Origin of the sequence: Sporosarcina sp. FSL K6-1508, from assembly GCF_038007465.1 — a bacterium.
GTDB classification, from domain to species: domain Bacteria; phylum Bacillota; class Bacilli; order Bacillales_A; family Planococcaceae; genus Sporosarcina; species Sporosarcina psychrophila_B.
This window is the reverse complement of record NZ_JBBOXF010000001.1, coordinates 2,472,371-2,498,210: the sequence shown is the minus strand read 5'-3', so window position 1 is coordinate 2,498,210 and position 25,840 is coordinate 2,472,371. Positions and strand designations below refer to the sequence as shown.

Here is a 25,840-nt window from a genome sequence, read left to right as displayed (position 1 = left end):
AAAAGTTTCATAATATCAGAATTTAACAAAATAAAAATGAGTGATCCCCTGATTACGGATCACTCATTTTCATTGTCGCAAAGGGACTTGGATACTGATAGTAGTGCCTATTCCGATTGTGCTTTCCAATTCTACCGTTCCGCTATGGGCTTCCACGAGATGCTTTACGATAGCAAGCCCGAGTCCCGTTCCTCCTGATTCACGGCTTCTGGCACGGTCAACCCGGTAAAAGCGTTCAAACAGCCGTGTCAATTCCGACTGCTCAATTCCAATTCCCTCATCTTGCACTTTGATTAGGACATCATGTGCCATCATTTTGACTGAAACAGTGATTTTTGTCTGTTCTTTCGAATAATTAATGGCATTTGATAATAGATTCACCATCACTTGTATAAGCCGACCGGCGTCGCCTTCAATAATAATTTGATCAGGAATGTCTAAAACGAAGTTCATTTTCTTGCGCTCTAAATTTCCAGAAACAATTGTCATTGCATCGTTTATTACTTCCTTCAGATTGATTTGTGAGAACTGAAGGGAAAAACTTTCCCTTTCCATAGCCGACAATTCCAGCAGATCATCAATCAATAGATGTAATCTGTCGCTTTCCTTTTGAATAATTTCAAGAAACTCTTTCATAATTACTGGCTCGTTCATTGCACCGTCCAATAACGTTTCAGTAAATCCTTTAATGGACGTAATAGGTGTACGAAGCTCATGGGATACATTTGCGACGAAATCTTTTCTTACCTCTTCAAGTTTTATAAGCTTTGTAATATCGTGCATAACAACGACAATACCGAGCCAATTGCCATGATGACCGATAACCGGGGCACCATAAACGCCCATATAGGAAAAGAGCCCCCCTGCATCCAACCGTACCTGTTTTTCATGAACTTGTTCTGTCATAAAAACTGCTTCAATCAGATTTTCAATATCGGCAGGCAGACCAATTGTTTTATAAGTCCTTCCGATCAGTTCCTCTTTCGAAAATCCAAACGTCTTCTCGAATACCCCATTCACAAGATTGACTGCTCCTTCGCGGCCAAACATAAGAAGGCCGCTCCCCATGCTCTCGATAAGTGTTTTTAATCGCTCTTGTTCCATGGTGCGAAGTGTCGACATTTCTTGCAGGTTACTCGCTATTTTATTTACAGCAATTGCAAGTTCATTGTCATATTCAGGTTCGTCTGTCTTGGTCCTTATCAGGTAATCACCTTGCGCAATTTGAACAGCTACTCTTGTCACTTCATCGACCGGACGAGCATACTGCATCATCATGCGCATAGCTATTAAGAGAGAGATAACAAATGCAATTATCAGCGTAATTATTAAATAAACCCAGTATTGCCGTTGCAAATCAATGGCAACATCCCTTGCGAATAAAGGGAAAAACTGACCTAGGACAATACCAAGGCCAGTTAAAAGAACTGAAAGAAGAACTGCACATGCGATAGCTAATCGAGAATACAGATCTTTCATCACGCCTTCGGTTCCTCAAACTTATAGCCAATCCCACGCACAGTTTTAATGAAAGCTGGTTTTTTCGTATTTTCTTCTATTTTCTCACGTAAATGGCTCACATGGACATCAACGATGCGTGTATCTCCAGCAAAATCATAGTTCCAGACTGCACTCAAAAGCTGATCCCTTGAAAGCACACGATTCTTATTCTGCATGAAATAAACAAGTAGTTCGAATTCTTTCGGAGTAAATTCGAGTACTACTTTGTCAAGGTAAGCTTCGTATTGTTCAGCGTGTACCGTTAATAATCCAGAGGTTAAAACTCCAGTTTCTTCAACTTGTCCTGCCCATTCCCCACTACGTCTCAATACTGCCTTAACGCGCGCGACGACTTCCCGAGGACTGAACGGTTTCGTCATATAATCATCTGCGCCAATCTCCAGACCCAACACTTTGTCAAGCTCATCCCCTTTTGCCGTGAGCATGATGATCGGAATATCAAGACCGCGCTGTCTTAGCGTTCTGCAAACATCGATCCCATCCATTTTGGGGAGCATTAAGTCAAGTAAGATTAAATCAGGTTTTTCCATTTCTGATTTTAATACAGCTTCTTCCCCATCCGCGGCAGTGATTGTTTCATATTGCGCTTGCTTTAAGTTATATTCAAGCAACGTTCGAATCGGTTGTTCGTCATCGACAATTAATATTTTCCTAGAACTTGAATTCATCTCGCATCAGTCTCCTGTCAAAAATTCTCCATTGCTTGCGATGTGAGACGCTCTTCCACTTTTGGCGGAATGACTGTCACTATTCCAGTAATGACGATGTCTTCCTTTTCATCACACGCTTCGATTGAAATGTCTATTGAGTTATTTTCCTTATCTACATGAATAATTTCGAGTAAGAAGTTGATCGTTGTATAGTGAAACACAGCTTTTGGAAATGACAATTCCTGTTTAACGATATGTGAACCAGGACCAGGCAGATACTTCGAAACGGCTGATGTCACAATCCCTGTCAGCATGATAGTCGGTACGATAGGCAATTCATAAGCTGTCTGTGAAGCGTAATCATGCTGGATGTAAAGTGGGTTGCTATCATTTGTTAGTCCGAGATAGAGTAATAGGTCTTTATCTTCTATTTTCTCCGTCAGTTTTAATTTTTCTCCAACAGTTATCTCTTCTATCTTTCTACCGAGACGTCTTTTCTTCCCTAGTATCAACTTATTTCCTCCTTGAAATGTGATAATACAAGTTTATCAATAATCAGAAAAAAAATCGAGTAGCATAGGCTACCCGATTTAATAGTGAGGATAATCATTTATTCCTCAGCGTAATTGCATCCAAATTTTGAATTGCGCTTGCGCAGTTATTTCCTTTCAAAATTTGTACCATCTGCCGGAGGAATAACTTGAATCCACAGGGACTTCTGCTAATTCAAGTTACGCAAGAACTTTCATAACAGCTTTTACGGATTCAGCAGAATTAGCTAATGCCGCTTTTTCGTCATCAGTCAGTTCCAGTTCAATAATTTTTTCTATACCAGCTGCGCCAAGCACAGTCGGGACACCGATGTAAATACCGTCAAGTCCATACTCGCCTTCAAGGTATGCAATCGAAGGAAGGACACGTTTCTGATCTTTTAGAATCGCTTCAGCCATCTCAACAAGTGATGCAGCTGGTGCATAATATGCAGAACCATTCCCAAGAAGATTAACGATTTCTGCCCCACCTTTGCGTGTACGATCAACGATTTCTTCTAGACGTTCAGCAGAGATCAACGTTTCAAGCGGAATGCCGCCTGCGTAAGAATAGCGCACAAGCGGAACCATGTCATCACCATGGCCGCCAAGTACAAAACCTGTAACGTCTTTAACGGACATGTTCAATTCTTGCGCTACAAACGTGCGGAAACGTGCAGTGTCAAGCACACCAGATTGCCCGATTACGCGTTCTTTCGGTAATCCCGATTCTTTGTAGACTGTGTAAGTCATTGCATCGACAGGGTTTGTCAAAACGATGATTGTTGTGTTAGGAGAATGTTTTACAATTTCACTTGTAACAATTTTCATGACTTTTTGGTTCGTCTGAACGAGATCATCACGGCTCATACCTGGTTTGCGTGCAATACCAGCGGTGATGATAACGATGTCAGAGTCTTTAGTATCTGCGTAATCTGAAGTTCCGATAATATTAGCGTCAAAACCTTGAACAGGGCCAGCTTCAAGCATATCAAGCGCTTTCCCTTTAGTCGGGTTTTCCATTTGTGGAATATCGACGATAACTACATCGCAAAGCTCTTTTTGAGCTAAAAGAAATGCTGTAGTTGCACCTGTGAAACCAGAACCGATAACTGAGACTTTTTTACGTTTCATTGTCATGAGTTTTCTCTCCTTTTATTTATATGTATGAGGGGGATAAACCCCCTCCGTCCTAATTTGTTTACTTAAGGTTTTTGATCAATTCGTCTGCAAACTCTGATGCTTTCACTTCTGTTGCGCCATCCATTAGACGTGCAAAGTCGTAAGTAACAACTTTAGAGACGATAGTTTTTTCGATTGAAGTAGTGATCATAGCTGCCGCTTCGTTCCATCCTAGGTGTTCAAGCATCAAGACACCCGAAAGTAGAAGTGAAGAAGGATTAACTTTATCAAGTCCTGCATATTTCGGTGCAGTACCATGAGTTGCTTCAAAGATCGCATGTCCAGTGATGTAGTTGATGTTTGCCCCTGGAGCAATACCAATTCCGCCGACTTGCGCCGCAAGTGCATCAGAAATGTAGTCACCATTCAAGTTCATTGTTGCAACAACATCAAACTCTTTTGGACGTGTCAAGATTTGTTGCAAGAAGATATCAGCAATCGCATCTTTAACGATAATTTTGCCTGCTGCTTCAGCATCCGACTGTGCTTTGTTAGCAGCATCCGTACCGTCAGCATCTTTGATTTTATCGTACTCATTCCATGTGAAGACTTTATCGCCGAATTCTTTTTCAGCAACTTCATAGCCCCAGTTTTTGAATGCGCCTTCGGTAAACTTCATAATATTCCCTTTATGAACAAGCGTCAATGACTTACGGCCTTCTTTAATAATATAATTAAGAGCAGCACGAACTAGACGTTTTGTTCCTTCTTCGGAAATAGGTTTGATACCGATTCCTGAAGTTTCCGGGAAGCGGATGTTTTTAACGCCCATTTCATTTTGGAAGAAATCGATAACTTTTTTCGCTTCAGGTGTACCTTCTTGGTATTCAATACCAGCATAGATGTCTTCTGTATTCTCACGGAAGATAACCATATCACAGTCTTCAGGACGTTTAACAGGTGATGGAACACCTTCAAAGTAACGGACTGGACGCAGGCATGTATAAAGGTCCAATTCTTGGCGAAGCGCTACGTTCAATGAACGGAAACCGCCGCCGATAGGCGTAGTAAGTGGTCCTTTAATAGCGATCAAATACTCTTCGATTGTATCGAGTGTTGCTTGTGGAAGCCATTCGCCAGTTTCATTGAATGCTTTCTCCCCTGCAAGAACTTCTTTCCAAACAAGTTTCTTCTTGCCGCCGTATGCTTTATCAACAGCTGCTTCAAGTACACGTGAAGCTGAATGCCAAATGTCCGGCCCCGTGCCGTCACCGATAATAAAAGGAATTGTTGCGTGATCAGGAACGTTCAAAACACCATCAGTTACTGTAATTTTCCCACCGTTAGTCATGTTTAATTTCCTCCCAATTTCAAAATCAGAGGGCCGGCATATGTACGCCGCCCCATGTTATAAAGTTCTTATCTTTCTTTAATTGGCACGTACTTCTGCATGCCCGGTCCGATATAATCTGCACGAGGGCGAATCAGTCTATTGTTCGCATATTGCTCACGAATATGTGCAATCCATCCCGAAATACGAGAAACCGCAAAAATCGGTGTAAACAAATCATGATCGATATCAAGCGAGTGATAAACAGAAGCTGAATAGAAATCTACGTTTGGCGGCAAATTCTTTTCGCCTGTAACGATTTCTTCGATTTTACTGGACATATTGTAGTACTTTTCTTCCCCGCGAAGCTCTGTCAAGCGCTTAGACATTTCACGAAGATGTTTCGCACGCGGATCACCTTTACGGTAAACGCGGTGGCCAAAGCCCATGATTTTTTCTTTATTATCCAGTTTAGCACGAATGAATGCCTCAACTTTGTCTTCTGAGCCAATTTCCATCAGCATTTTCATAACTTGTTCGTTTGCACCACCGTGAAGTGGGCCTTTGAGTGCACCGATAGCAGCTGTAACACCAGAGTACATATCAGAAAGTGTTGCGACACATACGCGTGCTGTAAATGTCGATGCATTCAACTCGTGGTCTGCATGAAGTACAAGTGCTTTGTTGAATGCTTCAATTGCGATTGCTGCAGGCATTTCACCAGTGAGCATGTACAAGAAGTTTTCAGCATAGCCCAGCTCTTCTTTCGGAGCGACTGGCTCAAGACCTTTGCGGATACGAGAGAATGAAGTAACGATTGTAGCAATTTTCGCTTGAAGCTTGATCGCTTTTTCGTAATTTGCTTCCTCAGACATATCTTCCGCTTTTTCATCGTATAATCCAAGGAGAGAAACTGCAGTACGCAGTGCCGCCATAGGGTGAACTTCCCCAATCGGATACGTTTTGAAATGATTAAGTACTTCTTGAGGAATAGACATATTCTCTGCAAGCTGTTTTTTCAGCTCTGCAAGTTCATCCTCTTTCGGCAGACGTTGGTGCCAAAGAAGATAAATAACTTCTTCAAAGCTGGCGTTATCTGCAAGATCGTCAATGTCATAGCCGACATATGTAAGTGTGTCATCAATAATAGAACTGATTGCTGACTGTGTCGCTACGACTCCTTCCAACCCTTTGGTTGATGTCATATAAATCGCTCCCTCTTCCAGTATAGCTGTCCAATCTACAGAAAAAGACAGAAGAACAGCCAGTCTGCTAATAATACTCTTCCTAAAACGCTTACAACGACCATTATAATCAATTTTGTCATCTTTGTGAATGGAAACGCTTGTTTTTGTTTTTTAATTCATGAAAAGGGAGGCGGAAAATGCCAGAGAATCATAACAGGCAACAAGTTTTTCATTCGATTTTCATGAAATGGTTGCCTGCCGTTTTGACGGGTATTATCCTGTTCACTGTTCCCCCAGCGGCAATCGCTGTCATTATTGCCTACTTCACTGCACCTATCTTATCATCCGTCCGCTCAATGACCAAGCTTCCACTAACAATTGCAACGCTATTGGTTATGACACTTATGCTCTTTTTAATGAGTGCGTTCACATTTATCGCGCTACACGGACTGATTGACACCGTTCCAACTGTCGAACGCCATATAGCGCCATTTACACAGAACACCGATATCCCAAGTAAACTGTTCACTTTCTTGGAAGATAAAGTCGTTGAATATGGACATGCACTTTTAGAATACACCTTAACGATAATCAGCACTGTATTTCAACAGTTATTCGGCTGGTTCATTTTCCTCGTTGCTTACTTTTTCGCCTTACGGGAATCCGGTAAAAACCGGTACTGGTTTCTGGTGTATTTCCCTGTTACAATACGGCAGCCCGCGAAGAGGATGTTTACAAAGTCTGGCCAGCTTATCGGCACCTTCGTTTCAGTTGAAGCACGCTTATTTCTTTTAACATTCTTGATTATTACAATAGGGTTCTTCCTTCTACGATTCGATTCGCCAATCGGCAACGCTTTTCTTATCTCTCTTGCAGACAGCCTTCCATTTCTCGGAATTGGCTTATTCCTTCTACCTATGGCCGCTTTCTTTTTATATACAAGCAACCTGTACGTTGGAGTTTCACTTATATTGCTTTACCTTTTCACTATGACAACACGACAAATGGCTGAATCATATATGTGGGCATCCACTTTCCAATTAAAACCGATCCATGCTTTTTTCATAACAGCTTCTTCCTTTTATCTATTCGGATTACCTGGTATTTTACTGACGCCATTCCTTCTTTTTGCCGCCTTGAAAATAAGACAGCACCCTTTGTTTACCGGATAACAATTTGTCCATTTTTCATTTTATTATAGATCCATTTCTGGATGAAAGGCCTGATTAAATTTCTCGGACCTTTAAAGAGCAATAAAAAGCCGACAATATCAGTAATAAACCCGGGCAATATTAGCAGGATTCCTCCTAAGAGAATACAGAAACTGTCGATAAGGGCATCCCCTGGAGTCTCCATAACAGCCATACGCGTCCTTAATTCCGTCCATGCTTTCATCCCTTGGCGTTTGGCTAGATAAGCCCCGCCCAGACCAGTAACAAGGATAATCGCTATTGTAGGGAGAAGTCCTATTGTTTTCCCTGAATAAATCAGCAAACCTAGTTCTGCTGTTGGGACTAAGACAAAAGCAAGTATAATCCATTTCATGATTAAGTCCATCTCCTAAAAAGGCTGCTTACCGAACTTATCGGAAGCAGCCTTATCTTATTTACAACACGCTAGCGTGTCCGTTATAGATAACACCTGATTCAGCATCCATCGTCACTTCATTGCCATGTCGGATCAGTTTAGTAGCATCCTTCACACCGACGATAACAGGTATACCTAGACTAAGTCCGACAATAGCACCATGGCTTGTCAATCCGCCTTCTTCAGTGATAAGTCCAGCACATTTTTCAATCGCAGGCATCATGTCACGATCAGATGCGTTTGTTACCAGGATTGCCCCCTCTGTGTCATAGGCCAATGCCTCAGTTGCATTCTTGGCTACAACAGTTCGACCGTAAGCTACATTTTTGCCAATCCCTTGGCCGCGTGCAAGCAAATCGCCGATAACATGAATTTTCATTAAATTCGTTGTTCCTGCTTCACCAACCGGTACACCAGCAGTAATGATGACGACATCACCGTGTCCAACATACTGATGTTTGACACTCTGTTCTACAGTCTCCTGCAAAATCCCATCAATAGATGTCACTTTTTCTCCAACGATTGGGTAAACGCCCCACACGAGAGATAGCTTTCTTGAACAAGTTTCAGATGACGTAACAGCGATGACAGAGCATCCTGGACGATATTTAGCAATCATTTTGGCTGTATGTCCGCTTTCAGTCGGCGCAAGTATAGCTTTCACTTTCAAGTTAATTGCCGTGTATGCTGCTGCTTGTCCAATCGCTTCTGTCATATTGCCGTGTTTTTCACGTCTGCGCGTTGAAACGACAGAACGATAATCAATTGCTGCTTCCGTCGTGCACGCAATCCGATCCATCGTCTGGACGGATTCGACTGGATAAAGTCCTGCCGCTGTCTCACCTGATAGCATAATTGCATCAGAACCGTCTAAAATTGCATTCGCCACATCACTCGCTTCCGCACGTGTGGGCCGCGGGTTACGTTGCATAGAATCGAGCATTTGTGTTGCCGTGATCACCGGTTTACCCGCTTGATTACATTTTTCAATTAAATTCTTCTGAACGAGAGGTACTTCTTCAGGAGGAATTTCTACGCCGAGGTCGCCGCGTGCAACCATTAGACCGTCCGAAACATTCAGGATTTCATCGATGTTGTCTACACCCTCCTGATTTTCTATTTTCGGGATAATTTGCAAGTGTGATCCATCGTTCTTCTCGAGGAGGGCGCGTATTTCCATGACATCGGAGGCCCGCCGTACGAATGAGGCAGCTATGAAATCGACACCTTCTTTAACGCCGAACAAAATATCTTGAGCGTCTTTCTCTGTCATTCCTGGAAGTTGTACCGAAACACCTGGAACGTTAACCCCTTTATTATTTTTTAAAACACCCGAATTAATGACAAGTGTATGGATCAGCCCTTGTTCCTTATCCTTACCTGTCACTTCTAATTGGATAAGACCATCATCCAACAGAATGACAGACCCTTTTTCGACATCTTCAAGTAGTTTATCGTAACTAACTGAAAATACATCATTATCCCCTTCGACTTCCGTCATGGAAATATCGATTTTCTGTCCAGTTACGAGATCGACTTGTCCGTTTTTCATGGAATGAGTGCGAATTTCAGGACCTTTTGTATCAAGCAGTATTCCAACAACTTTGCCTTTTTCCCGTGCAACTCTTCTAATGGCATCAATGCGAGCTTTATGTTCTGCATGATTACCATGTGAAAAATTCAGCCTCGCTACGTTCATACCCGCTTCAATGAGTTGTTCCAATAATTCTGGTGATTCACTTGCAGGACCAATCGTACATACTATTTTCGTTTTTCTCATTGCCTATCGCCTCTTTTTAGTTTTTTGAACACCCAATCAATAGTGCCTGGATTCACGTTCTCTTGGTTACTCGGTGGAGAGGAATTGAACTTCATCCCGCTTTGTTGCCACAGTAGGCGACGAACTGAAACGTCAGAGTTGTACATTTCAGTCAGTGTTTGAACCTACACTGAATTTTAAGCATCGTTCTCATTCATCTCTACACTTATAGACCAGAAAATTTCTCCTGAATGAAATTAAATAGACAATTCCTTGGACAGCTTGTACATCTCTACATCAAAACCATCCGATTGTTCGAAAACGTCCTTTAAATTATAGTCTACCACCACATGATTTCGCATGCCAATTGCAATGCCTCCGCGGCCTTCTTTCAGTACTTCTACAGCTTTTGCTCCATACTGGCTTGCAATGACCCGGTCACGTGCAGAAGGAGATCCGCCCCGCTGAATATGACCCAATACCGATATACGTGTTTCAATATCCGCTTCACATCTGAGTATTTCAGCAAGCTCCGCGGCGGACATAACCCCTTCGGCAACAACGATAATACTATGTTTCTTACCGCGTCCTGTACCGCTCTTCAGCCTATCAATAATTGCAGGCACTTCATATTTTTCTTCTGGAATAAGGATCGTTTCAGCGCCCCCTGCAAGACCTGCCCATAGTGCAAGGTCGCCTGCATCGCGTCCCATTACTTCAATAATAAAAGTGCGTTCGTGGGATGTAGCCGTATCACGAATTTTATCAATTGCATCAATCACGGTGTTCAATGCTGTATCAAAACCAATCGTGAATTCAGTGCCATTGATGTCATTATCTATAGTGGCTGGAACGCAGACACACGGCAAACCGAGGGCAGTTAATTCGTAAGCGCCCCTGAACGAACCATCACCGCCGATGACAACTAGTCCTTCGATACCGTTCAACTTCAGTTGACGCAGTGCTTTGTCACGGCCTTCAGGTGTCCGGAATTCAGAACTGCGTGCTGAGCGTAATATCGTCCCGCCCCGTTGTATGATATCACCTACTGAACCGAGTTGCAGAAGTTCAATTTTCCCTTCGATTAACCCTTGATAACCATTAAAAATGCCCGCAACTTCGAGCCCTTCGTAAATTGCTTTTCGAACAACTGCTCGGACTGCGGCATTCATGCCCGGCGCGTCTCCTCCACTCGTCAACACAGCAATTTTCTTCATTGAAATCACTCCTGCTTAGTATAGTTTATTCTTTTTTAAACGCGAAAAGATGCGGTCACCCGCACCTCTCTTTTATTCAGAAAAAACACCAATTCGGCGGAACTTTTCATAACGATGGTCAATAAGACCGTTTCCATCCAGTGTCGTTAATTCATCCAACGAAGTTCGAATTGAATTCCCAATACTGACGGCTTGCGCTTTTGCATCACGATGCGCACCACCCTGCACTTCCGGGATAATATCATCGATAATTCCCATCTCTTTTAAATGCGGGGCTGTGATTTTCATCGCCTCCGCAGCTTGTTTGGCAAGACTGGAATCTTTCCACAGGATTGTTGCAGCGCCCTCGGGCGAAATGACAGAATAAGTTGAGTGCTCAAGCATATGAATATGGTTTGCTACTCCCAGAGCCAGCGCTCCGCCACTGCCGCCTTCACCGATGACGATTGAGATAACCGGAACAGTCAAGCCAGCCATTTCAACTAAATTACGTGCTATCGCTTCACTTTGTCCGCGTTCTTCAGCCGCCTTGCCAGGAAAAGCTCCTTTTGTATCGATAAAGCAAATGATCGGTCTGCCAAATTTTTCAGCCTGATTCATGAGGCGAAGCGCTTTCCTGTATCCTTCAGGATGTGGCATTCCGAAATTGCGCTTAACGTTTTCTTTTGTATCTTTTCCACGCTGATGTCCGATAACCGTTACTGGTATCGATTCAAATGAAGCGATTCCGCCAACGATTGCTGCATCATCACCATAAGCCCGGTCCCCGTGTAACTGCATGAAGTCTTTAAACAGCATATCGATATAATCAATCGTGGTCGGGCGTTCGGGGTGTCTTGCCACTTGAACCCGGTCCCATGGTTCCATATTTCCGTAGATCTCTTCTTCTAATTTTTTCAAACGCATTTTTAATGTTCCAATTTCATCAGAAAGGTCAACTGAGTTGTTTGCCGTGAACTCTTCAAGCTCGGCAATTTTCTCACGTAGCTTGACGATCGGTTCTTCGAATTTCAACGTCTTGCTCATGTCAGTTAGCCCCCTTCACGTGAAGTCGAACAATCTTGGATAAGGTTTCTTTCATTTCAGCACGGTGAACGACTGCGTCCAATTGTCCGTGATCCAGTAGGAATTCGGCAGTCTGAAAATCATCCGGTAATTTTTCTCTGACAGTTTGTTCGATAACACGCCTACCCGCAAACCCGATAAGTGCTTTCGGTTCTGCAATATTAATATCACCGACTGATGCAAAACTTGCCGACACTCCGCCTGTTGTCGGATAGGTCATAACGGATATATAAAGCAGCCCTTCACTAGCGTGACGTTTGAGCGCGACACTAGTTTTAGCCATCTGCATAAGTGATAATACGCCTTCCTGCATACGAGCGCCACCGCTCGCTGAAAAGATAATCATTGGAATGCCAAGTGCAGTTGCTTTTTCAATTGCACGGGTAATCTTTTCACCAACAACTGATCCCATAGAGCCCATACGGAAGTGGGCATCCATAATGGCAACCGCAATTTCTTGCCCATCAATTTTACCAACTCCAGTTAAAACAGCCTCATTCAAGCCTGTCCTTTCTGCATCTGCCTCAACCTTTTCTGTATAAGCCGGAAACTTAAGCGGATTTTCTGTCTTTAAATGATCATCCATGGATTCAAATGATTCATCGTCAAATAGACATGCAACCCGTTCAGCTGCCGTCATCTTCAAATGATGATCACATTTCGGACAGACTTTCATTACTTTCATTAAGTCTTTTGTTAAAATGATATTTTTACATTCTGGACATTTCGTCATTATTCCCTCGGGTACATCGTTTTTTGCATCAACAGAAGGAATCGTCGTCGTATGCTTTTTTCTGTTTTTCATAAATATATCGCGGATCATTTTTCATTGTCCCCTCTTTCACCTTCAACTAGTTCAATCCATTCAGAATAAGCTTCCAACGTTGTTAATACATTGCCAGCACACAAGTTATGAAGCAATATTTTCACGATATCGTTTTCATCTGCTTTTGACATTTCTTCGAATGGCACTTTACTATATTGTTTTAATAAAAACCAGATTTTCAGCGACAGTCTATTCCCTGTCGCAACAATCATTTCACGGATAATATCTTCTCGTAAGATTTCCCCATCCTGGTCGATTTTCGTAAGTAAGCTTTCCCACACCGGTAGCCCCCGTAACGTACTGTCCTTGCATACAGCAAGGATTGCCGCCGTTTCATGAATTCGCCTTGTTTCCTGGACATCAATGACGGAATCCGGCTGTTGCATGATGAATGCAGCGAGGACTTCAACAAGCTGATGCTTCTTGAAATCTGTAAGAAACGTCCCTTCTCCACGTCGGGTTTCGATAAGTCCGAGCAGTTCCAAACTTCGTAACGCCTCGCGAATTGTAGATCTTCCTGCCTGCAAACGCTCTGCCAACTCGCGCTCGGAAGGTAGCTTGCCACCGGTTTCAATGCCTTCTTCTTTAATTATCGATCTAAGTTGACCGACAATACCGAGAAACATTTTCGACGACGGTTTTGGATTTTGCATGCTTGGACCCCTTTGGAAATAAACATGATGGCAAGTGGTCTGACCACTACTGTCTCTAGCATACAGAAAACGCCGGTGAACGTAAAGTGTAAAATGTAAAATGAAAACATATAATAAATAGCCGCTGAAACCACCTAATATAAAAGAGGCTTGCCTGTTTTATTGGCATGCCTCTCATACAGTTTTTGTTTGTTGAACAAGTATTTGTGGCTTTCCTCTGCGACGCTCCACCATCCCTTCAATATGAATTATTGCCATTTCGGTAAGTTGACTACTTGAAATCGTATATTGTTTCGGGAATAACGTACAAGATATATTTCCCGTCTCATCTTGAATCGTAATGAAAGCCATCGATTCCCCTTTTTTCGTTCTAATTCGTTTGATTTCAATAATAAGGCCTACAATTTTCACATACGCGCGGTCCGCTATTGTGTCAATTGAAGAAATATCATGGAACCCTCCGCCTGCCGCTTTTTTCACTTCAGCTGCAGGGTGTTCTGAAAGATAGAAACCGAGTACTTCTCTTTCATATTCGAGCAGCATCATACGCGGCAACGTACCACCTGGAGAATACTTCGGACTTGCAACCGAGCGCATCACTTCACTTAGCAAATCGTTGCCATCATTAGGGCGGATGAATAATGCATGGGAAATTGCTGCGTCAATTGAAGCAAGCAGGACAGCTCTTGACTCACCAAATTCATCAAGTGCCCCTCCTTTTACAAGAGGACGAATGGCTTTCTCCGTAAAAAAGTCTCCTCCTACGGATGCCGCCATATCAAATAAACTCTTCCAGTTACCGTCCGACTTCCTTGCACGCTTAATCGCGTCATAAAAAGTTGGTGTCACGCCTTTGATAGAACCAAGTCCAATCCGGATTGAACCGTTCTCGACTGTGTGCATATATTTACTGTGTTTAATGGACGGCGGCAGGATCTTAACGTCCCTAGTCTCGGCTTCACGCATCAGCTCCATCGCCTTATCGTTGTTGCCAGTCATTGATGACAGAAGTGCCGCGTAAAAATATGCTGGCTCATTCGCTTTTAAATAGGCAAGCCTATATGAAATAAGTGAATAGGCGACAGCATGACTTTTGGGAAATCCGTAGTCTGCAAATTTTACAATGAGATCATAGATTGCAACAGCAGCCTTTTCAGGAAAGTTGTTTTCGATGGCTTTTTGCGTGAAATGAATTCGCTCTTTTTCTAGATTTTCGCGATTCTTCTTACTGACGGCGCGTCTTAACAAATCCGCTTCCCCCATTGTGAACCCCGCTACGCGGACTGCGATCTCCATAATTTGTTCTTGGTAGACGATAACACCATATGTTTCTTTTAAAACCGATTCGAGTTGCGAATGTATATAGATGATTTTCTCGTTATCATTTTTCCGCCGGCTATAAAGCGGAATATTGTCCATCGGTCCTGGCCTATAAAGTGCAGTGATAGCGAAGATATCCTCGAATTGATTCGGGCGAATCAAACGAAGGGCATCTCTCATTCCATCCGATTCAAACTGAAAGATTCCCGCCATATCTCCCCCTTTGAAAAGGTCAAATGTCTTTTCATCGTTCAGTGGAATCTTTTCAAAATCCAAACGAATTCCTCTATCATAAGCAATCATTGACCTGATCCGATCTAGTAAAGTCAAGTTCCGCAGGCCCAGAAAGTCCATTTTCAATAAACCTTGTTCCTCAACATCTCCCATCGGCCATTGTGTAAGATAAATTCCATCCGCGCCACTTTGAAGCGGTACCACCTCGACCAAAGGAACGGGAGATAAAATTACACCGGCAGCATGTGTCGATGCATTACGGGGCAATCCTTCTAGACAAATTGCAGCTTTGAACCAATCGCTTCGCACAGGATCAATTGCAATCCAATCTCGCAGCGCCTTCGATCCTGTCACTGCCTCTTCGAGGGTAATCGAGTGTCTATTTGGAATTTCTTTTGATAAATAAGCCATTTCTTCATTCGAAAAATCGAAAACACGTGCAACGTTTCGAGCGACTGACCTTGCGGATAGCGTACCAAATGTGATGATTTGTGCAACACTTGTCTTCCCATATTTCTGTGCGACATAGTCAATCACTTCTGCACGCCGATTATCCGCGAAGTCGATATCGATATCGGGCATTGTCACACGTCCCGGATTAAGGAACCGTTCAAAAATTAGACCGTATTTAATCGGGTCGACATCTGTTATACCAAGCACATAAGCAACAAGAGAACCTGCGGAAGAGCCCCGCCCTGGACCAGTCAGAATAGCATTTTCTTTGGCGTAGCGCATAAAATCCTCAACGATAAGAAAGTAGTCGGCAAAGCCCATCTTACTAATGACATCAATCTCGTAACGGAGACGATCTTCATATGCTTCTTCCACTTCCCCCAGACGTTTTTGCAATCCCAGCATGCTATTCTTCTCCAACAATGATGGTGACGTTTCTCCTGCCGGCACTGGGAAAACAGGCATAAGCGATTGACTTGGAGGTAATGCCGCATCGCACGATAAGAGGATATTTGAAGTATTCGAAAGCCATTCAGATTTATCCGCAAACCATTCAGTCAGCTCACTCTCCTCAGGGATATACGCAGCTTTTTGTCTATTCTTAGGTCTCACTGGGTCATTTAGCTTATACCCACTTCGAATCGCTTCTGCCACTTCATATGCAAATGCATCTTCTTTAGCGATGTACCGGCTTTCATAGACTGCGGCGATAAGTGTATTTGTAGCCTCTGCAATGGTTTCAATTATTTTTTCTTCAGGATGTCTTTCACCTTCCGGCCTGCCGATGCCAATGATAATCGAAGACTTGTCACAATCATTTATGACACGATTGAATACTTCTTCGTTTCTTGATAAATCCCAAGAAACGTCCGTCAACGGACAAACAATGATACAGCCGGAACTGTAAGCTTTCAGCCATTGAAGTGGTAATGTCTCAGAATCCCTAACAGAGACAGCACTGCTCATCTTCAATAGGTTCCGATAACCTTCATCATCTTTCGCATAGACATAGAGAAGGACATTTTCCCCATCACCAGTTTCCAAAAAGATCGATAAGCCAATAACAGGTCGGATTCCGTATTTTTTCATAACTTTATAAAATGACCGAATACCATACAGTTTCGAGTTAACGATGGCGACAGATTTAGCCCCTCTCCTTTTCAGAAGCGGGGCTAAATGGTCAAGTTTGATAATTCCGCGCAGTAAGTCTGCGCCCGTCACTACTTGCGGATAGACAAGTGTCAATGCAATCCCTCCGCCTATTTTTTACATACACAATTGTTTTAATTTCGTGATGACTTCTTCCACTTCTTCCCACGAATACACTGAAGCGCCAGAGGCAAGCGGATGGCCGCCGCCTCCGTATTGAGCAGCCAACGTATTGATGACAGGGCCTTTTGAGCGCAGGCGGACACGAATCTGATCCTCTTCTTCAATGAAAATTACCCATGCACATATTCCTTGTACATCACCCAAAGCTCCGACAAGTTGAGATGTATCCGAAGCTGTTACCCCAAACTGTTCAAGTGTCGCTTTGTTTAGTTTAACGAAAGCAGCTCCATTGTCATCCATTGTAAAGTTTTGATACATATAGCCTTTCAAATGAAGCAATTCCCGCTTAACCTCATACATGCCTGCAAATAATTCCGTCCGATCAAAATCAAAATTAATCAATTCACTTGCTACGTTAAATGTAGTTACAGTTGTACTCGGAAACAGGAATCGGCCTGTATCTCCAACGATGCCGGCGAACAGCAGTCTGGCGGCGTCAGTAGTCATTTTCCATCCATAGGATTCCCTTCCTTCTTCAAACAAGGAATAGATCATTTCAGACGTTGAGCTTGAAGATGTATTTACCCACTTCACATCCCCATAAGGATCTGCATCGGGATGGTGATCGATTTTCATAAGCAAATCACCTTCTGTATAAAATTCCCCGTCTATCCGTTCCGTGTTGCCTGTGTCAGTAACTATCACAAGGGCTCCTTCATAAAAGGAACGGTCGACTTGATCCTGCTGGGCTAGAAAGTTAAGCGATTCTTCGTGCTTGCCCACAGCATACACTTGCTTATCTGGATAGTTTGCTTTTATTAATTCTTTCAATCCTGATTGTGATCCGTACGCATCTGGATCAGGTCTTACATGACGATGAATAATAATTTTATCGTACTTTTCAATTGTGTCGATGATTTGTCTTTTCATATCCGATTCCTCCAAGCTTCGATATATTCGGGTCGCAATCTTTTCAAAAAGCCGCTACAATGTAAGAAGTTTGTATGTAATGGAGGGCTTTCATGTTAAGTATAAATTTCATTTTCGTTTTTTTCATTATTGCATCCGCGGTCTCTTATTTTTACTTTAAGACCCGGCAATTCCGGACAAGACAAGTATTCCCGATTCGCAAAAAAATGTACGCAAGTATGTCTGGTGCCTCTCTGGGCGGCTTACTTCTATTTTTTGGAATCAATCAGCTGATACTTTTTAACGGTATCACTACGTACATTATTGCCGCTTTATTTATTATATTTGGAGTTTACGTAGGTATTTTCAATTTTAAAGCTTACAAACATTACAGAAGCTTTGTAGATGAAGAAACGAAGTTGAACGACAACTGATGCTCATTATGAGCATCAGTTTTTTTATCGTCCATTTAACACGAACAATTGCCTTGCTAATTTACCGTTCGAACAGTTGATACATAATCATGGCCTTTGCCACAAGTTCTCCATCGGTTAATATGTCGAAATCAACTTTTACAAACCGCCTGCTCATGTGCAAAATTCGCGGAATAATAACAACTACACTGCCGAGTTGGACATGTTTAATAAAATAAAGCGACATATTCTCCGGAACACTTTCTCCGCGTTTCCGCATTTTGATTGCTCTATTACCCGCTTCGGTTAATAAAGTCGTCAATGCTCCGTATGACAATGAACCGAACTGATTCGTCATTTGTGGAATGACTGTAAATTCAATAGTATGCGGTTGTTCAGGGATTGTTTTCATTTGATTTTTAATAATGTCATCAATCGTTTCGCCTTGTTGAGGTTGACGCTGTGTCATTTGGAGAGCCTTCAAAACGTCTTGCCGACTAATGATTCCAACAAGCAGTCCGGCGTCCGAAACGACAGGTAACAGATCAATACCTTCCCAGATCATACTATGTCCCGCTGAAGCAACGGAAGTCTTTCCCGTTACCGTTATTGGATGGCGGGTCATAACTTTTTCAATCAATTCATTATCCATTTTTCCGATTGCATCACGTGAAGTAATTACGCCGACAAGTTTCCCTCTTTTCTCCACAACGGGGTAGCCGGTATGAGACGTCCTATCATTCACCTCATGGAAATGAGTCACGGTATCCTTTACTGAAAGTGTAATTGTTTCAGTAAGCGGCGTCAAAATATCTTCCACCAGCAATATTTCTTTTTCGATCAGCTGGTCATAGATTGCCCTATTCAGCATCGTCGCGACAGTAAATGTATCATAGCTTGTCGAAATAACAGGCAGTTCTAATTCGTCAGCTAACTTCCTCACCTCATCGGACGCATCAAATCCCCCAGTGACAAGTACTGCTGCACCGGCAAGAAGAGCTGTTTCATGCGCTTTCAATCTATTTCCGACGATCAGAAGACTGCCCGCATCGATGTAACGCATCATGTCATCCAGTTGCATCGCACCTATAACGAACTTCGTCAACGTCTTATGTAATCCCCCACGACCGCCGAGCACAAGGCCATCGACAATATTTAGTACTTCTGCGAATGTGAGACGTTCAATATTTTCTTTCTTTTTCTTCTCAATCCGGATTGTCCCGACACGCTCTATCGTATTGACAAGTTTCTGATTTTCAGCTTCTTTGATGGCTCGGTAAGCTGTTCCTTCGCTGACTGACAGCGCCTTTGCAACTTGACGGACCGAAATTTTCTCACCGACGGCTAAGCCCTCGATATAACGGAGTATCAATTCATGTTTTGTCGCCATGTCTTCACCTTTTCTCTATCATGACCTTAAGGCTATTCTACCACAAGAGCTTATAGAAAAGCGCTAACAGGTCGCCTAACTGCAACAAAACAGGCATTTGAAGAAAGCATTTGTACAGGGCTTTTATAATTCGAATGCTTCCCCTGCCTGCATTACGTTTACCTCATGTCTTACTACAAGCGCTTTGAACGTTTCAGGGTCCTGTTCAATCGGCGGAAATGTATTGAAATGGATTGGAACAGCAAGTTTTGGGTTGAGCAACTCGACCGCATATGCAGCATCCTGAGGCCCCATCGTAAAATTATCACCGATAGGAACAAAAGCCACGTCGATTGGATGCAGCTTGCCAATCAACTCCATATCGCCAAAAATCGCTGTATCTCCGGCATGATAAATTGTTTTATCTTCTGCCATTAGTAAAATACCTGCCGGCATACCAGTGTAAATGATCTCTTTGTCCTCTGTTGTGTAGGAGGAACTGTGAAACGCTTGTGTATATTTCACTGTTCCGAAATTAAATTTGCAGGCACCCCCAATATTCATACCATGTGTTCTTACCCCCTGCCAGCCCAGGAAAACAGCTAGTTCGTTTGGAGCTATAACTAATGCATCGCTCGCCTTCGCAATGGCCACCGTATCTCCGACATGATCATTATGTCCATGTGTCAGTAAAATAAAATCCGGTTTCTCGTTCGCAACTTCTAAGTCTGTAAGCTTATTACCTGTAATGTATGGGTCAATAAGAATTGTATAGTTGCCTGTTTTTATTTTCACAATCGAATGACCGTGGTATGAAATTTGCATTGAGCAATCTCCTCCTTTTTATCCTATAAATCAAATTTCGTTATACAACCCAAAAACCCTCTTTTTTGTTATGATAAGAGTAGTAAAAATAGGAGGTCATTAATTTGAGTAAAGTTAAAGAAATCCAACAATTTCTTCATGAAGAAAACTTGGATGCAGCATTCATTACTACACCGGACAATGTATTTTACATATCAGGATTTCAAAGCGATCCACATGAACGTCTTCTTGGTGTAATGGTATTTAAAGATGCTGAACCGTTCGTCATTTGCCCCTTGATGGAAATACCTGACGTAAAAGCTGCTGGATGGTCTTTTGATGTCGTCGGACACGAAGACACAGATGATGCTTGGGATATTGTCATGGACGCTGTCCGCATACGCGGAGATCTCCCGACTTCAGTTGCAATCGAGAAATCACACCTAACAGTGGAGCGTCTCGAACGGATGGATGGACTGTTTACAGACGCAAAATTTGTACGTTTGGATGAACAGTTAAACAGCATGCGTAATATCAAAAGCGAAGACGAACTAAACAATTTACGCAAAGCTGCTGAGCTGGCTGATTACGCTATCGAAGTTGGCTGCAGAGAAATTGCTGAAGGTAAAACGGAACTTGAAATTCTTATGGCAATCGAGTTTGAAATGAAGAAAAAAGGTGCCGAGAAAATGTCGTTCGATACGATGGTCCTCTCAGGTCCAAAAACCGCATCGCCTCATGGTACGCCTGGGGATCGTAAAATTCAAAAAGGCGATTTCATCCTCTTCGATCTTGGTGTCGTTTATAATGGTTACTGTTCCGATATTACACGTACAGTTGCGTTCGGCGAACCGTCGGATTCAATGCGTGAGATTTATGAAACGGTAAAACAAGCAGAACAGGCAGCTGTCAATTTAGTCCGACCTGGCGTAAAAGCAATGGAGATTGACAAAGCCGCACGTGATGTGATTGATCAAGCTGGTTTCGGTAAATATTTCACACACCGCATTGGTCACGGGCTTGGTATTTCAGTTCACGAATTCCCATCTATTACAGGTACAAACGAACTTGTCCTTGAAGAAGGAATGGTCTTCACAATCGAGCCTGGTATTTACCATCCTGAAATCACAGGTGTCCGAATTGAAGATGATGTTGCTGTTACGGCTGATGGTGTGGAAGTACTAACGAAATTCCCGAAAGAATTGCAAATCATTTAACCTTAATTAGAAAAGCATAAGGTGTCTGCTAGACGCGAGCCTAATCTAAGTTACGACATACAGAAGTACGAAATCCTAAAAATTTCTAGCCAACAGAAAAAAGGCTGTCCCCACTTTCGTAACGGGGACAGCCTTTTAAAATATATTCTTATCGGTTCAATAGTGTTTCAGCTGTTACATACTCAACGCCTTGAGCATCTGCTACAGCTTTATATGTAACGTGCCCTTCCATTGTGTTAATCCCTTTTTGAAGAGAAACATTGTCCAAACAAGCTTGTTTGAATCCTTTGTTCGCAATTTGAAGTGCATAAGGAACCGTAACGTTTGTTAAGGCTGTTGTTGAAGTTTGTGGGACTGCACCCGGCATATTCGCTACTGCGTAGTGAACAACACCATGCTTCACATAAGTTGGCTCATCATGCGTCGTTACACGGTCAGATGTCGCAAAAATACCGCCTTGGTCGATTGCGATATCTACAAGAACCGATCCTGGTTTCATCGATTTCACCATATCTTCTGAAACAAGTTTTGGTGCTCTCGCTCCGGGAATTAAAACAGCTCCTACAACAAGATCTGCATCTTTTACAGACTCAGCAATGTTGAATGGGTTTGATACAAGTGTTTGAATATCATTTCCGAAGATTTCATCCAATTGACGAAGACGATCAACTGACAAGTCAAGAACTGTTACTTTCGCACCCATCCCGACAGCAATTTTAGCAGCATTCGTTCCAGCTTGCCCACCACCGATAACAGTTACGTTACCACGTGAGACGCCTGGCACGCCGCTCAAAAGAATACCTTTTCCGCCATTCGTTTGTTGCAAGTATTGTGCACCGATTTGTGTAGCCATACGGCCTGCAACTTCACTCATAGGAGCAAGAAGGGGCAACGAGTTATTTGGGAGCTGTACTGTTTCGTAAGCGATTCCAACAACTTTATTGTCAAGAAGTGCTTTAGTCAATTCTAACTCAGGTGCAAGGTGCAAGTACGTAAACAAAATTAGTCCTTCACTGAAATAACCGTATTCAGAAGCAACGGGTTCTTTCACTTTCATGACCATATCCACATTCCATGCTTCTTCTGCAGACGCGACAATTCTTGCGCCTGCTTCAATATAATCCTCATCCATAAAGCTCGAGCCGAGACCCGCTCCTTTTTCAATGATGACTTCATGACCTGCTGACTTTAAATTAAAAACTCCAGCTGGTGTCATAGCGACTCGGTTTTCATTGTTTTTTACTTCTTTTGGAACCCCAATAAGCATTGCTATTCCTCCTAAAAAATGATTATTTAACTGATTCCTCGAAGACGCTTCAATAGAACCAATCCATATTTAATATTATCAGAAAGTAAACGTTTGTGCTGAGTTTTAATATTTTAGGAATGTTCTTTCAACAGATTGTTTAACCATTCGACAATAAACCTAAACCTTTTTACTGAAATTGTTATAAATTCGTCGAATCTTCCTGGAAATCGGCTTTTTCTTTTTAAGTTAAAAAGGAGTTTCAATCTTTCTATCGAAGTAAGTTAGTATACCAATTTAAGAATGGAGTGAGGAATATGCCATTAGTATACAAACAAATTCTTGTTGCCGTAGATGGTTCAAAGGAATCGGAGTGGGCTTTCAAAAAAGCAGTCGCAATCGCCGACAGAAATGAAGCGACACTAAATCTTATCAATATCATCGATACACGCTCATATGCCGCAGTTGAAGCTTACGATCGCTCAATTGCAGAACGCGCACAGAAATTCGCAGAAGAATTGTTAAACGACTACAAATTAGAAGCCGAGAAAGCCGGCTTGCAACGGGTTAACATCATTGTAGAATATGGTTCACCGAAAACGATGATTTCACGAGATCTTTCTAAAAAACTAGAAGCGGATCTGATCATTTGCGGAGCAACAGGCCTGAATGCAGTTGAACGCTTCCTAATAGGCAGTGTTTCTGAAAACATCGTCCGCTCAGCGAAATGTGACGTTCTCGTCATTCGTACACCTGAAGCTTTATAATAACAAAAAAGAGTTGCCTATTATTTCCCGGGCAACTCTTTTTTTGCTTAAAATACTGTATTGAACAATTTACAACTTCGCAACACGCATGGTGTCTCGTGCAATCATGATTTCTTCGTTGGTTGGAATCACTAATACTTTAACCGGGGAGTATGGGAAGCTGATATGCACTTCTTTTCCCTTGATCGAGTTCAAATCAGGATCGAAGTAAACGCCCATGAATTCAAGGCCCTCCAACACTTTCTTCCGAATTACATCACTATTTTCACCAATTCCCGCTGTGAATATAATGGCATCCACACCGCCCATTCGTGCGGCATACGAACCAATGTATTTATGAATACGATCCGCGAAGACATCTAAAGCCAGTTGTGCACGCGCATTCCCTTTGGTAGCTTCGATTTCAATATCGCGCAAATCACTTGAAAAACCTGATACTGCCAGCATACCCGATTGTTTATTTAAAATATCCAAGACTTCTTCAACTGTCTTGCCCGTCTGCTCCATAATATATGGAATGAGTGCAGGATCAATATTTCCTGAACGTGTCCCCATTGTCACTCCTGCAAGAGGTGTAAAACCCATCGACGTATCGAGCGACTTTCCACCTTCAACTGCAGCTATACTTGCACCATTTCCCAGATGGCAGGAAATAAGGCGCGTATCTTCAAGTGGTCGATTTAACAATTCTGCAGCACGCTCTGTTACATACTTATGGCTTGTGCCATGAAAGCCGTATTTTCGGATTCCATATTTTTTGTAATACTCGTAAGGTAACGGATAAAGGAAAGAACTTTCCGGCATCGTCTGATGAAAAGCCGTATCAAAAACAGCAATCGCAGGCACATCAGGCAATGCCTTTTTAAATTCTTTAATGCCAACAATATTTGCCGGATTATGGAGTGGCGCTAGATTGGATAGTCCCTCAAGAGTTGCGATTACATCATCATTGATGAGTACGGCATCGCTAAAAACCTCGCCGCCGTGGACAACACGGTGGCCGATTCCATCAATTTCTCCGAAGGATTGAACAATCCCCTCACTCAACAACATGCTAAGTAGCATGGATACAGCCTCAGTATGATTCTGAATATCTTGTCTCTTTTCTAATCTGCCCTGTTCGGATTTCATAGTGAAAACCGATTCTGAAAGACCTATTCGATCAATTTGCCCTTTGGCCGTCACATGCTCTTCTGGCATCTGGAGAAGCTGAAATTTCAAGGATGAACTTCCGGCGTTGATCGCTAAAATGTTCCGCATATAAAGTGCTCCTTTTAAACTCATTTCTTTACCAGTAACTTTAGACTTTTATCTATATATTGAACAAATAAATATCTATATTAACCAAGTGAAGGCGCCTTAAAAGAGGTAGCCTAAGCCCTAAGACTGATAGCGCCGCGGCGAATTCAATGAAATTCTTTATTCAGTAGCCCAAATATCAATTTTCTGAAGAAACAGGGACATGGCATGTTTGTCAGTCATATTCGGAACTTTCGCAAGGAGGACATCATGTGTCACTTTCTTATCGGGAGAGGGCTTTTGTAAGATTAGAATACTTTTTGCATGTGCTGCATTTTTGAATAACGAATCGGGCAACTGAATAATCGCCCGGATAATCGTTTGTTTTTTCAAATACGGATGTAATAAAGGCGACTGATTAGACTCGAATAAATTTGCAGGTATAATGAAAACGCCATGTCCACCCGATTTCGTATGTTTCATCGATTGCTCAATGAACAGATGGTGCGCATAAGCGTGTCCTTCTACAGGCATCAGTTCATAATTGAGCGCATTTTCATCATCAGGATAAAAACCGACAGGCAAATCGCTTACGGTAATGTCGACTGGATCAACAAATAACGGTCGCAATGCATCCTGAACATAGAATGTGACAGGATGTTCAAGTAGCTCCGCTGTAACAGCAGACAATCTTACCAACAAATCATCAATTTCAATTGCCGTTGCAGTGACATCGTTCTCAATTGTGTTCATGACCGTATAAAGAAGATTTCCTGTGCCAGCTGCAGGGTCTAAAAGTGTTATGCCTTGTTCACCCACCGCTAATTTTCCAGCGATATGTCCAATGAGCATTCCGATTGAATCAGGAGTCATCTGATGGTTAGGCTGTACATTTTGCTTCATTCCCTTTAGGATTGCAAGCTGAATACCTCTGCGAATATCTTCTTTTGTTACTGTTTCTGATACAGTAGGTTGCGAATCCCCAGAAAGCCATTTCTGACAAACTTCAATAACTGCTTCCAAGTAAAGTCCTTCTGAAGATTCCGCATACGCATCAATGAATGAAAATATATTTTCTGTATTTGTTGTCATTTAGTTATCCCTCAACTCACAAAACCCACCCGTTTCCGAGTGGGCTTTCAGTAGTATT

Annotated in this window: 23 protein-coding genes; 4 read left to right on the top strand and 19 right to left on the bottom strand. The window is 42.5% G+C overall.

Annotation, left to right across the window (positions count from 1 at the left end):
* Positions 1–69: 69 nt before the first annotated feature.
* From pnpS to citZ, 6 genes are all read right to left on the bottom strand, one after another.
* Positions 70–1,479, bottom strand: coding sequence for a two-component system histidine kinase PnpS (gene pnpS / locus MKZ11_RS12455; protein WP_340796999.1), 1,410 nt, complete (start codon positions 1,477–1,479; stop codon positions 70–72).
* On the bottom strand, positions 1,479–2,189 hold the full coding sequence (locus MKZ11_RS12450) for a response regulator transcription factor (RefSeq protein ID WP_340794744.1): 711 nt from the start codon (positions 2,187–2,189) through the stop codon (positions 1,479–1,481). Before MKZ11_RS12450 ends, pnpS begins: the two co-directional genes overlap by 1 nt.
* A gap of 17 nt (positions 2,190–2,206) precedes the next feature.
* Positions 2,207–2,683, bottom strand: coding sequence for a MaoC/PaaZ C-terminal domain-containing protein (locus MKZ11_RS12445; RefSeq protein WP_340794743.1), 477 nt, complete (start codon positions 2,681–2,683; stop codon positions 2,207–2,209).
* Between the two features lie 219 nt (positions 2,684–2,902).
* The gene (mdh, locus tag MKZ11_RS12440) at positions 2,903–3,841 is read right to left on the bottom strand and encodes a malate dehydrogenase (protein WP_340794742.1); all 939 of its coding nucleotides are present in this window, start codon (positions 3,839–3,841) and stop codon (positions 2,903–2,905) included.
* A 61-nt stretch (positions 3,842–3,902) separates the two neighbouring features.
* Positions 3,903–5,174 carry an NADP-dependent isocitrate dehydrogenase gene (gene icd / locus MKZ11_RS12435; RefSeq protein WP_340794741.1) on the bottom strand — a complete coding sequence of 424 codons (1,272 nt, stop codon included), beginning with the start codon at positions 5,172–5,174 and terminating at the stop codon, positions 3,903–3,905.
* Between the two features lie 68 nt (positions 5,175–5,242).
* Entirely contained in the window at positions 5,243–6,358 is a 1,116-nt protein-coding gene (gene citZ / locus MKZ11_RS12430; RefSeq protein ID WP_340794740.1) for a citrate synthase, read from the bottom strand.
* Positions 6,359–6,537: 179 nt separating this feature from the next.
* On the opposite strand from citZ, the gene MKZ11_RS12425 reads away from it, so the two are divergent.
* Positions 6,538–7,512: an AI-2E family transporter gene (locus MKZ11_RS12425; RefSeq protein WP_340794739.1), complete on the top strand. Its 975-nt coding sequence runs from the start codon at positions 6,538–6,540 to the stop codon at positions 7,510–7,512.
* Here the strand turns inward: MKZ11_RS12425 and MKZ11_RS12420 are convergent.
* From MKZ11_RS12420 to MKZ11_RS12385, 8 genes are all read right to left on the bottom strand, one after another.
* Positions 7,502–7,885, bottom strand: coding sequence for an FxsA family protein (locus tag MKZ11_RS12420; RefSeq protein WP_340794738.1), 384 nt, complete (start codon positions 7,883–7,885; stop codon positions 7,502–7,504). The genes MKZ11_RS12425 and MKZ11_RS12420 overlap by 11 nt on opposite strands.
* 61 nt (positions 7,886–7,946) lie before the next feature.
* A complete protein-coding gene (pyk, locus tag MKZ11_RS12415) occupies positions 7,947–9,707 on the bottom strand; it encodes a pyruvate kinase (RefSeq protein WP_340794737.1) in 1,761 nt (586 codons plus the stop codon).
* 236 nt (positions 9,708–9,943) lie between these two features.
* The gene (gene pfkA / locus MKZ11_RS12410; RefSeq protein ID WP_340794736.1) at positions 9,944–10,903 is read right to left on the bottom strand and encodes a 6-phosphofructokinase; all 960 of its coding nucleotides are present in this window, start codon (positions 10,901–10,903) and stop codon (positions 9,944–9,946) included.
* Between the two features lie 72 nt (positions 10,904–10,975).
* Positions 10,976–11,929 carry an acetyl-CoA carboxylase carboxyl transferase subunit alpha gene (accA, locus tag MKZ11_RS12405; RefSeq protein WP_340794735.1) on the bottom strand — a complete coding sequence of 318 codons (954 nt, stop codon included), beginning with the start codon at positions 11,927–11,929 and terminating at the stop codon, positions 10,976–10,978.
* 1 nt (position 11,930) lies between these two features.
* Complete coding sequence (accD, locus tag MKZ11_RS12400; RefSeq protein ID WP_445326996.1) at positions 11,931–12,791, bottom strand: acetyl-CoA carboxylase, carboxyltransferase subunit beta; 861 nt, start codon at positions 12,789–12,791, stop codon at positions 11,931–11,933.
* On the bottom strand, positions 12,788–13,447 hold the full coding sequence (locus MKZ11_RS12395) for a FadR/GntR family transcriptional regulator (protein ID WP_340794733.1): 660 nt from the start codon (positions 13,445–13,447) through the stop codon (positions 12,788–12,790). The genes accD and MKZ11_RS12395 overlap by 4 nt, the downstream gene beginning before the upstream one ends.
* 174 nt (positions 13,448–13,621) lie before the next feature.
* The gene (locus tag MKZ11_RS12390) at positions 13,622–16,699 is read right to left on the bottom strand and encodes a DNA polymerase III subunit alpha (RefSeq protein WP_340794732.1); all 3,078 of its coding nucleotides are present in this window, start codon (positions 16,697–16,699) and stop codon (positions 13,622–13,624) included.
* A 21-nt stretch (positions 16,700–16,720) separates the two neighbouring features.
* The gene (locus MKZ11_RS12385; protein ID WP_340794731.1) at positions 16,721–17,656 is read right to left on the bottom strand and encodes a DHH family phosphoesterase; all 936 of its coding nucleotides are present in this window, start codon (positions 17,654–17,656) and stop codon (positions 16,721–16,723) included.
* Between the two features lie 92 nt (positions 17,657–17,748).
* Between MKZ11_RS12385 and MKZ11_RS12380 the strand changes: the two genes are divergently transcribed.
* Positions 17,749–18,069, top strand: coding sequence for a YtpI family protein (locus tag MKZ11_RS12380; RefSeq protein WP_340794730.1), 321 nt, complete (start codon positions 17,749–17,751; stop codon positions 18,067–18,069).
* 61 nt (positions 18,070–18,130) lie between these two features.
* Here MKZ11_RS12380 and MKZ11_RS12375 read toward each other — a convergent pair whose 3' ends face one another.
* Positions 18,131–19,438 (bottom strand): DRTGG domain-containing protein, encoded by a 1,308-nt coding sequence (locus tag MKZ11_RS12375; RefSeq protein ID WP_340794729.1) that lies wholly within the window; start codon positions 19,436–19,438, stop codon positions 18,131–18,133.
* Between the two features lie 123 nt (positions 19,439–19,561).
* Entirely contained in the window at positions 19,562–20,242 is a 681-nt protein-coding gene (locus tag MKZ11_RS12370) for a metal-dependent hydrolase (RefSeq protein WP_340794728.1), read from the bottom strand.
* Between the two features lie 104 nt (positions 20,243–20,346).
* Here MKZ11_RS12370 and MKZ11_RS12365 point away from each other — a divergent pair, with 104 nt between their 5' ends.
* Positions 20,347–21,438: a M24 family metallopeptidase gene (locus tag MKZ11_RS12365; protein WP_340794727.1), complete on the top strand. Its 1,092-nt coding sequence runs from the start codon at positions 20,347–20,349 to the stop codon at positions 21,436–21,438.
* Between the two features lie 148 nt (positions 21,439–21,586).
* On the opposite strand, the gene ald is transcribed toward MKZ11_RS12365, so the two are convergent.
* Positions 21,587–22,705, bottom strand: a complete 1,119-nt coding sequence (ald, locus tag MKZ11_RS12360) for an alanine dehydrogenase (protein WP_340794726.1) — start codon at positions 22,703–22,705, stop codon at positions 21,587–21,589.
* 296 nt (positions 22,706–23,001) lie between these two features.
* Here ald and MKZ11_RS12355 point away from each other — a divergent pair, with 296 nt between their 5' ends.
* Positions 23,002–23,451 (top strand): universal stress protein, encoded by a 450-nt coding sequence (locus MKZ11_RS12355; protein ID WP_340794725.1) that lies wholly within the window; start codon positions 23,002–23,004, stop codon positions 23,449–23,451.
* 69 nt (positions 23,452–23,520) lie between these two features.
* On the opposite strand, the gene MKZ11_RS12350 is transcribed toward MKZ11_RS12355, so the two are convergent.
* Together MKZ11_RS12350 and MKZ11_RS12345 are read right to left on the bottom strand one after the other, a co-directional pair.
* On the bottom strand, positions 23,521–24,711 hold the full coding sequence (locus tag MKZ11_RS12350) for an acetate kinase (protein ID WP_340794724.1): 1,191 nt from the start codon (positions 24,709–24,711) through the stop codon (positions 23,521–23,523).
* Between the two features lie 159 nt (positions 24,712–24,870).
* Positions 24,871–25,782, bottom strand: a complete 912-nt coding sequence (locus MKZ11_RS12345) for a class I SAM-dependent methyltransferase (protein ID WP_340794723.1) — start codon at positions 25,780–25,782, stop codon at positions 24,871–24,873.
* Positions 25,783–25,840 lie beyond the last annotated feature (58 nt).

What these genes read in the sequence shown, in the direction of transcription:
- pnpS (WP_340796999.1), bottom strand. Translation starts at nt 1,479, where the DNA reads ATGAAAGATCTGTATTCTCGATTAGCTATCGCATGTGCAGTTCTTCTT.
- MKZ11_RS12450 (WP_340794744.1), bottom strand. Translation starts at nt 2,189, where the DNA reads ATGAATTCAAGTTCTAGGAAAATATTAATTGTCGATGACGAACAACCG.
- mdh (WP_340794742.1), bottom strand. Translation starts at nt 3,841, where the DNA reads ATGACAATGAAACGTAAAAAAGTCTCAGTTATCGGTTCTGGTTTCACA.
- icd (WP_340794741.1), bottom strand. Translation starts at nt 5,174, where the DNA reads ATGACTAACGGTGGGAAAATTACAGTAACTGATGGTGTTTTGAACGTT.
- citZ (WP_340794740.1), bottom strand. Translation starts at nt 6,358, where the DNA reads ATGACATCAACCAAAGGGTTGGAAGGAGTCGTAGCGACACAGTCAGCA.
- MKZ11_RS12425 (WP_340794739.1), top strand. Translation starts at nt 6,538, where the DNA reads ATGCCAGAGAATCATAACAGGCAACAAGTTTTTCATTCGATTTTCATG.
- MKZ11_RS12420 (WP_340794738.1), bottom strand. Translation starts at nt 7,885, where the DNA reads ATGAAATGGATTATACTTGCTTTTGTCTTAGTCCCAACAGCAGAACTA.
- pyk (WP_340794737.1), bottom strand. Translation starts at nt 9,707, where the DNA reads ATGAGAAAAACGAAAATAGTATGTACGATTGGTCCTGCAAGTGAATCA.
- pfkA (WP_340794736.1), bottom strand. Translation starts at nt 10,903, where the DNA reads ATGAAGAAAATTGCTGTGTTGACGAGTGGAGGAGACGCGCCGGGCATG.
- accA (WP_340794735.1), bottom strand. Translation starts at nt 11,929, where the DNA reads ATGAGCAAGACGTTGAAATTCGAAGAACCGATCGTCAAGCTACGTGAG.
- accD (WP_445326996.1), bottom strand. Translation starts at nt 12,791, where the DNA reads ATGATCCGCGATATATTTATGAAAAACAGAAAAAAGCATACGACGACG.
- MKZ11_RS12395 (WP_340794733.1), bottom strand. Translation starts at nt 13,447, where the DNA reads ATGCAAAATCCAAAACCGTCGTCGAAAATGTTTCTCGGTATTGTCGGT.
- MKZ11_RS12385 (WP_340794731.1), bottom strand. Translation starts at nt 17,656, where the DNA reads ATGAAAAGACAAATCATCGACACAATTGAAAAGTACGATAAAATTATT.
- MKZ11_RS12380 (WP_340794730.1), top strand. Translation starts at nt 17,749, where the DNA reads ATGTTAAGTATAAATTTCATTTTCGTTTTTTTCATTATTGCATCCGCG.
- MKZ11_RS12375 (WP_340794729.1), bottom strand. Translation starts at nt 19,438, where the DNA reads ATGGCGACAAAACATGAATTGATACTCCGTTATATCGAGGGCTTAGCC.
- MKZ11_RS12370 (WP_340794728.1), bottom strand. Translation starts at nt 20,242, where the DNA reads ATGCAAATTTCATACCACGGTCATTCGATTGTGAAAATAAAAACAGGC.
- ald (WP_340794726.1), bottom strand. Translation starts at nt 22,705, where the DNA reads ATGCTTATTGGGGTTCCAAAAGAAGTAAAAAACAATGAAAACCGAGTC.
- MKZ11_RS12355 (WP_340794725.1), top strand. Translation starts at nt 23,002, where the DNA reads ATGCCATTAGTATACAAACAAATTCTTGTTGCCGTAGATGGTTCAAAG.
- MKZ11_RS12350 (WP_340794724.1), bottom strand. Translation starts at nt 24,711, where the DNA reads ATGCGGAACATTTTAGCGATCAACGCCGGAAGTTCATCCTTGAAATTT.
- MKZ11_RS12345 (WP_340794723.1), bottom strand. Translation starts at nt 25,782, where the DNA reads ATGACAACAAATACAGAAAATATATTTTCATTCATTGATGCGTATGCG.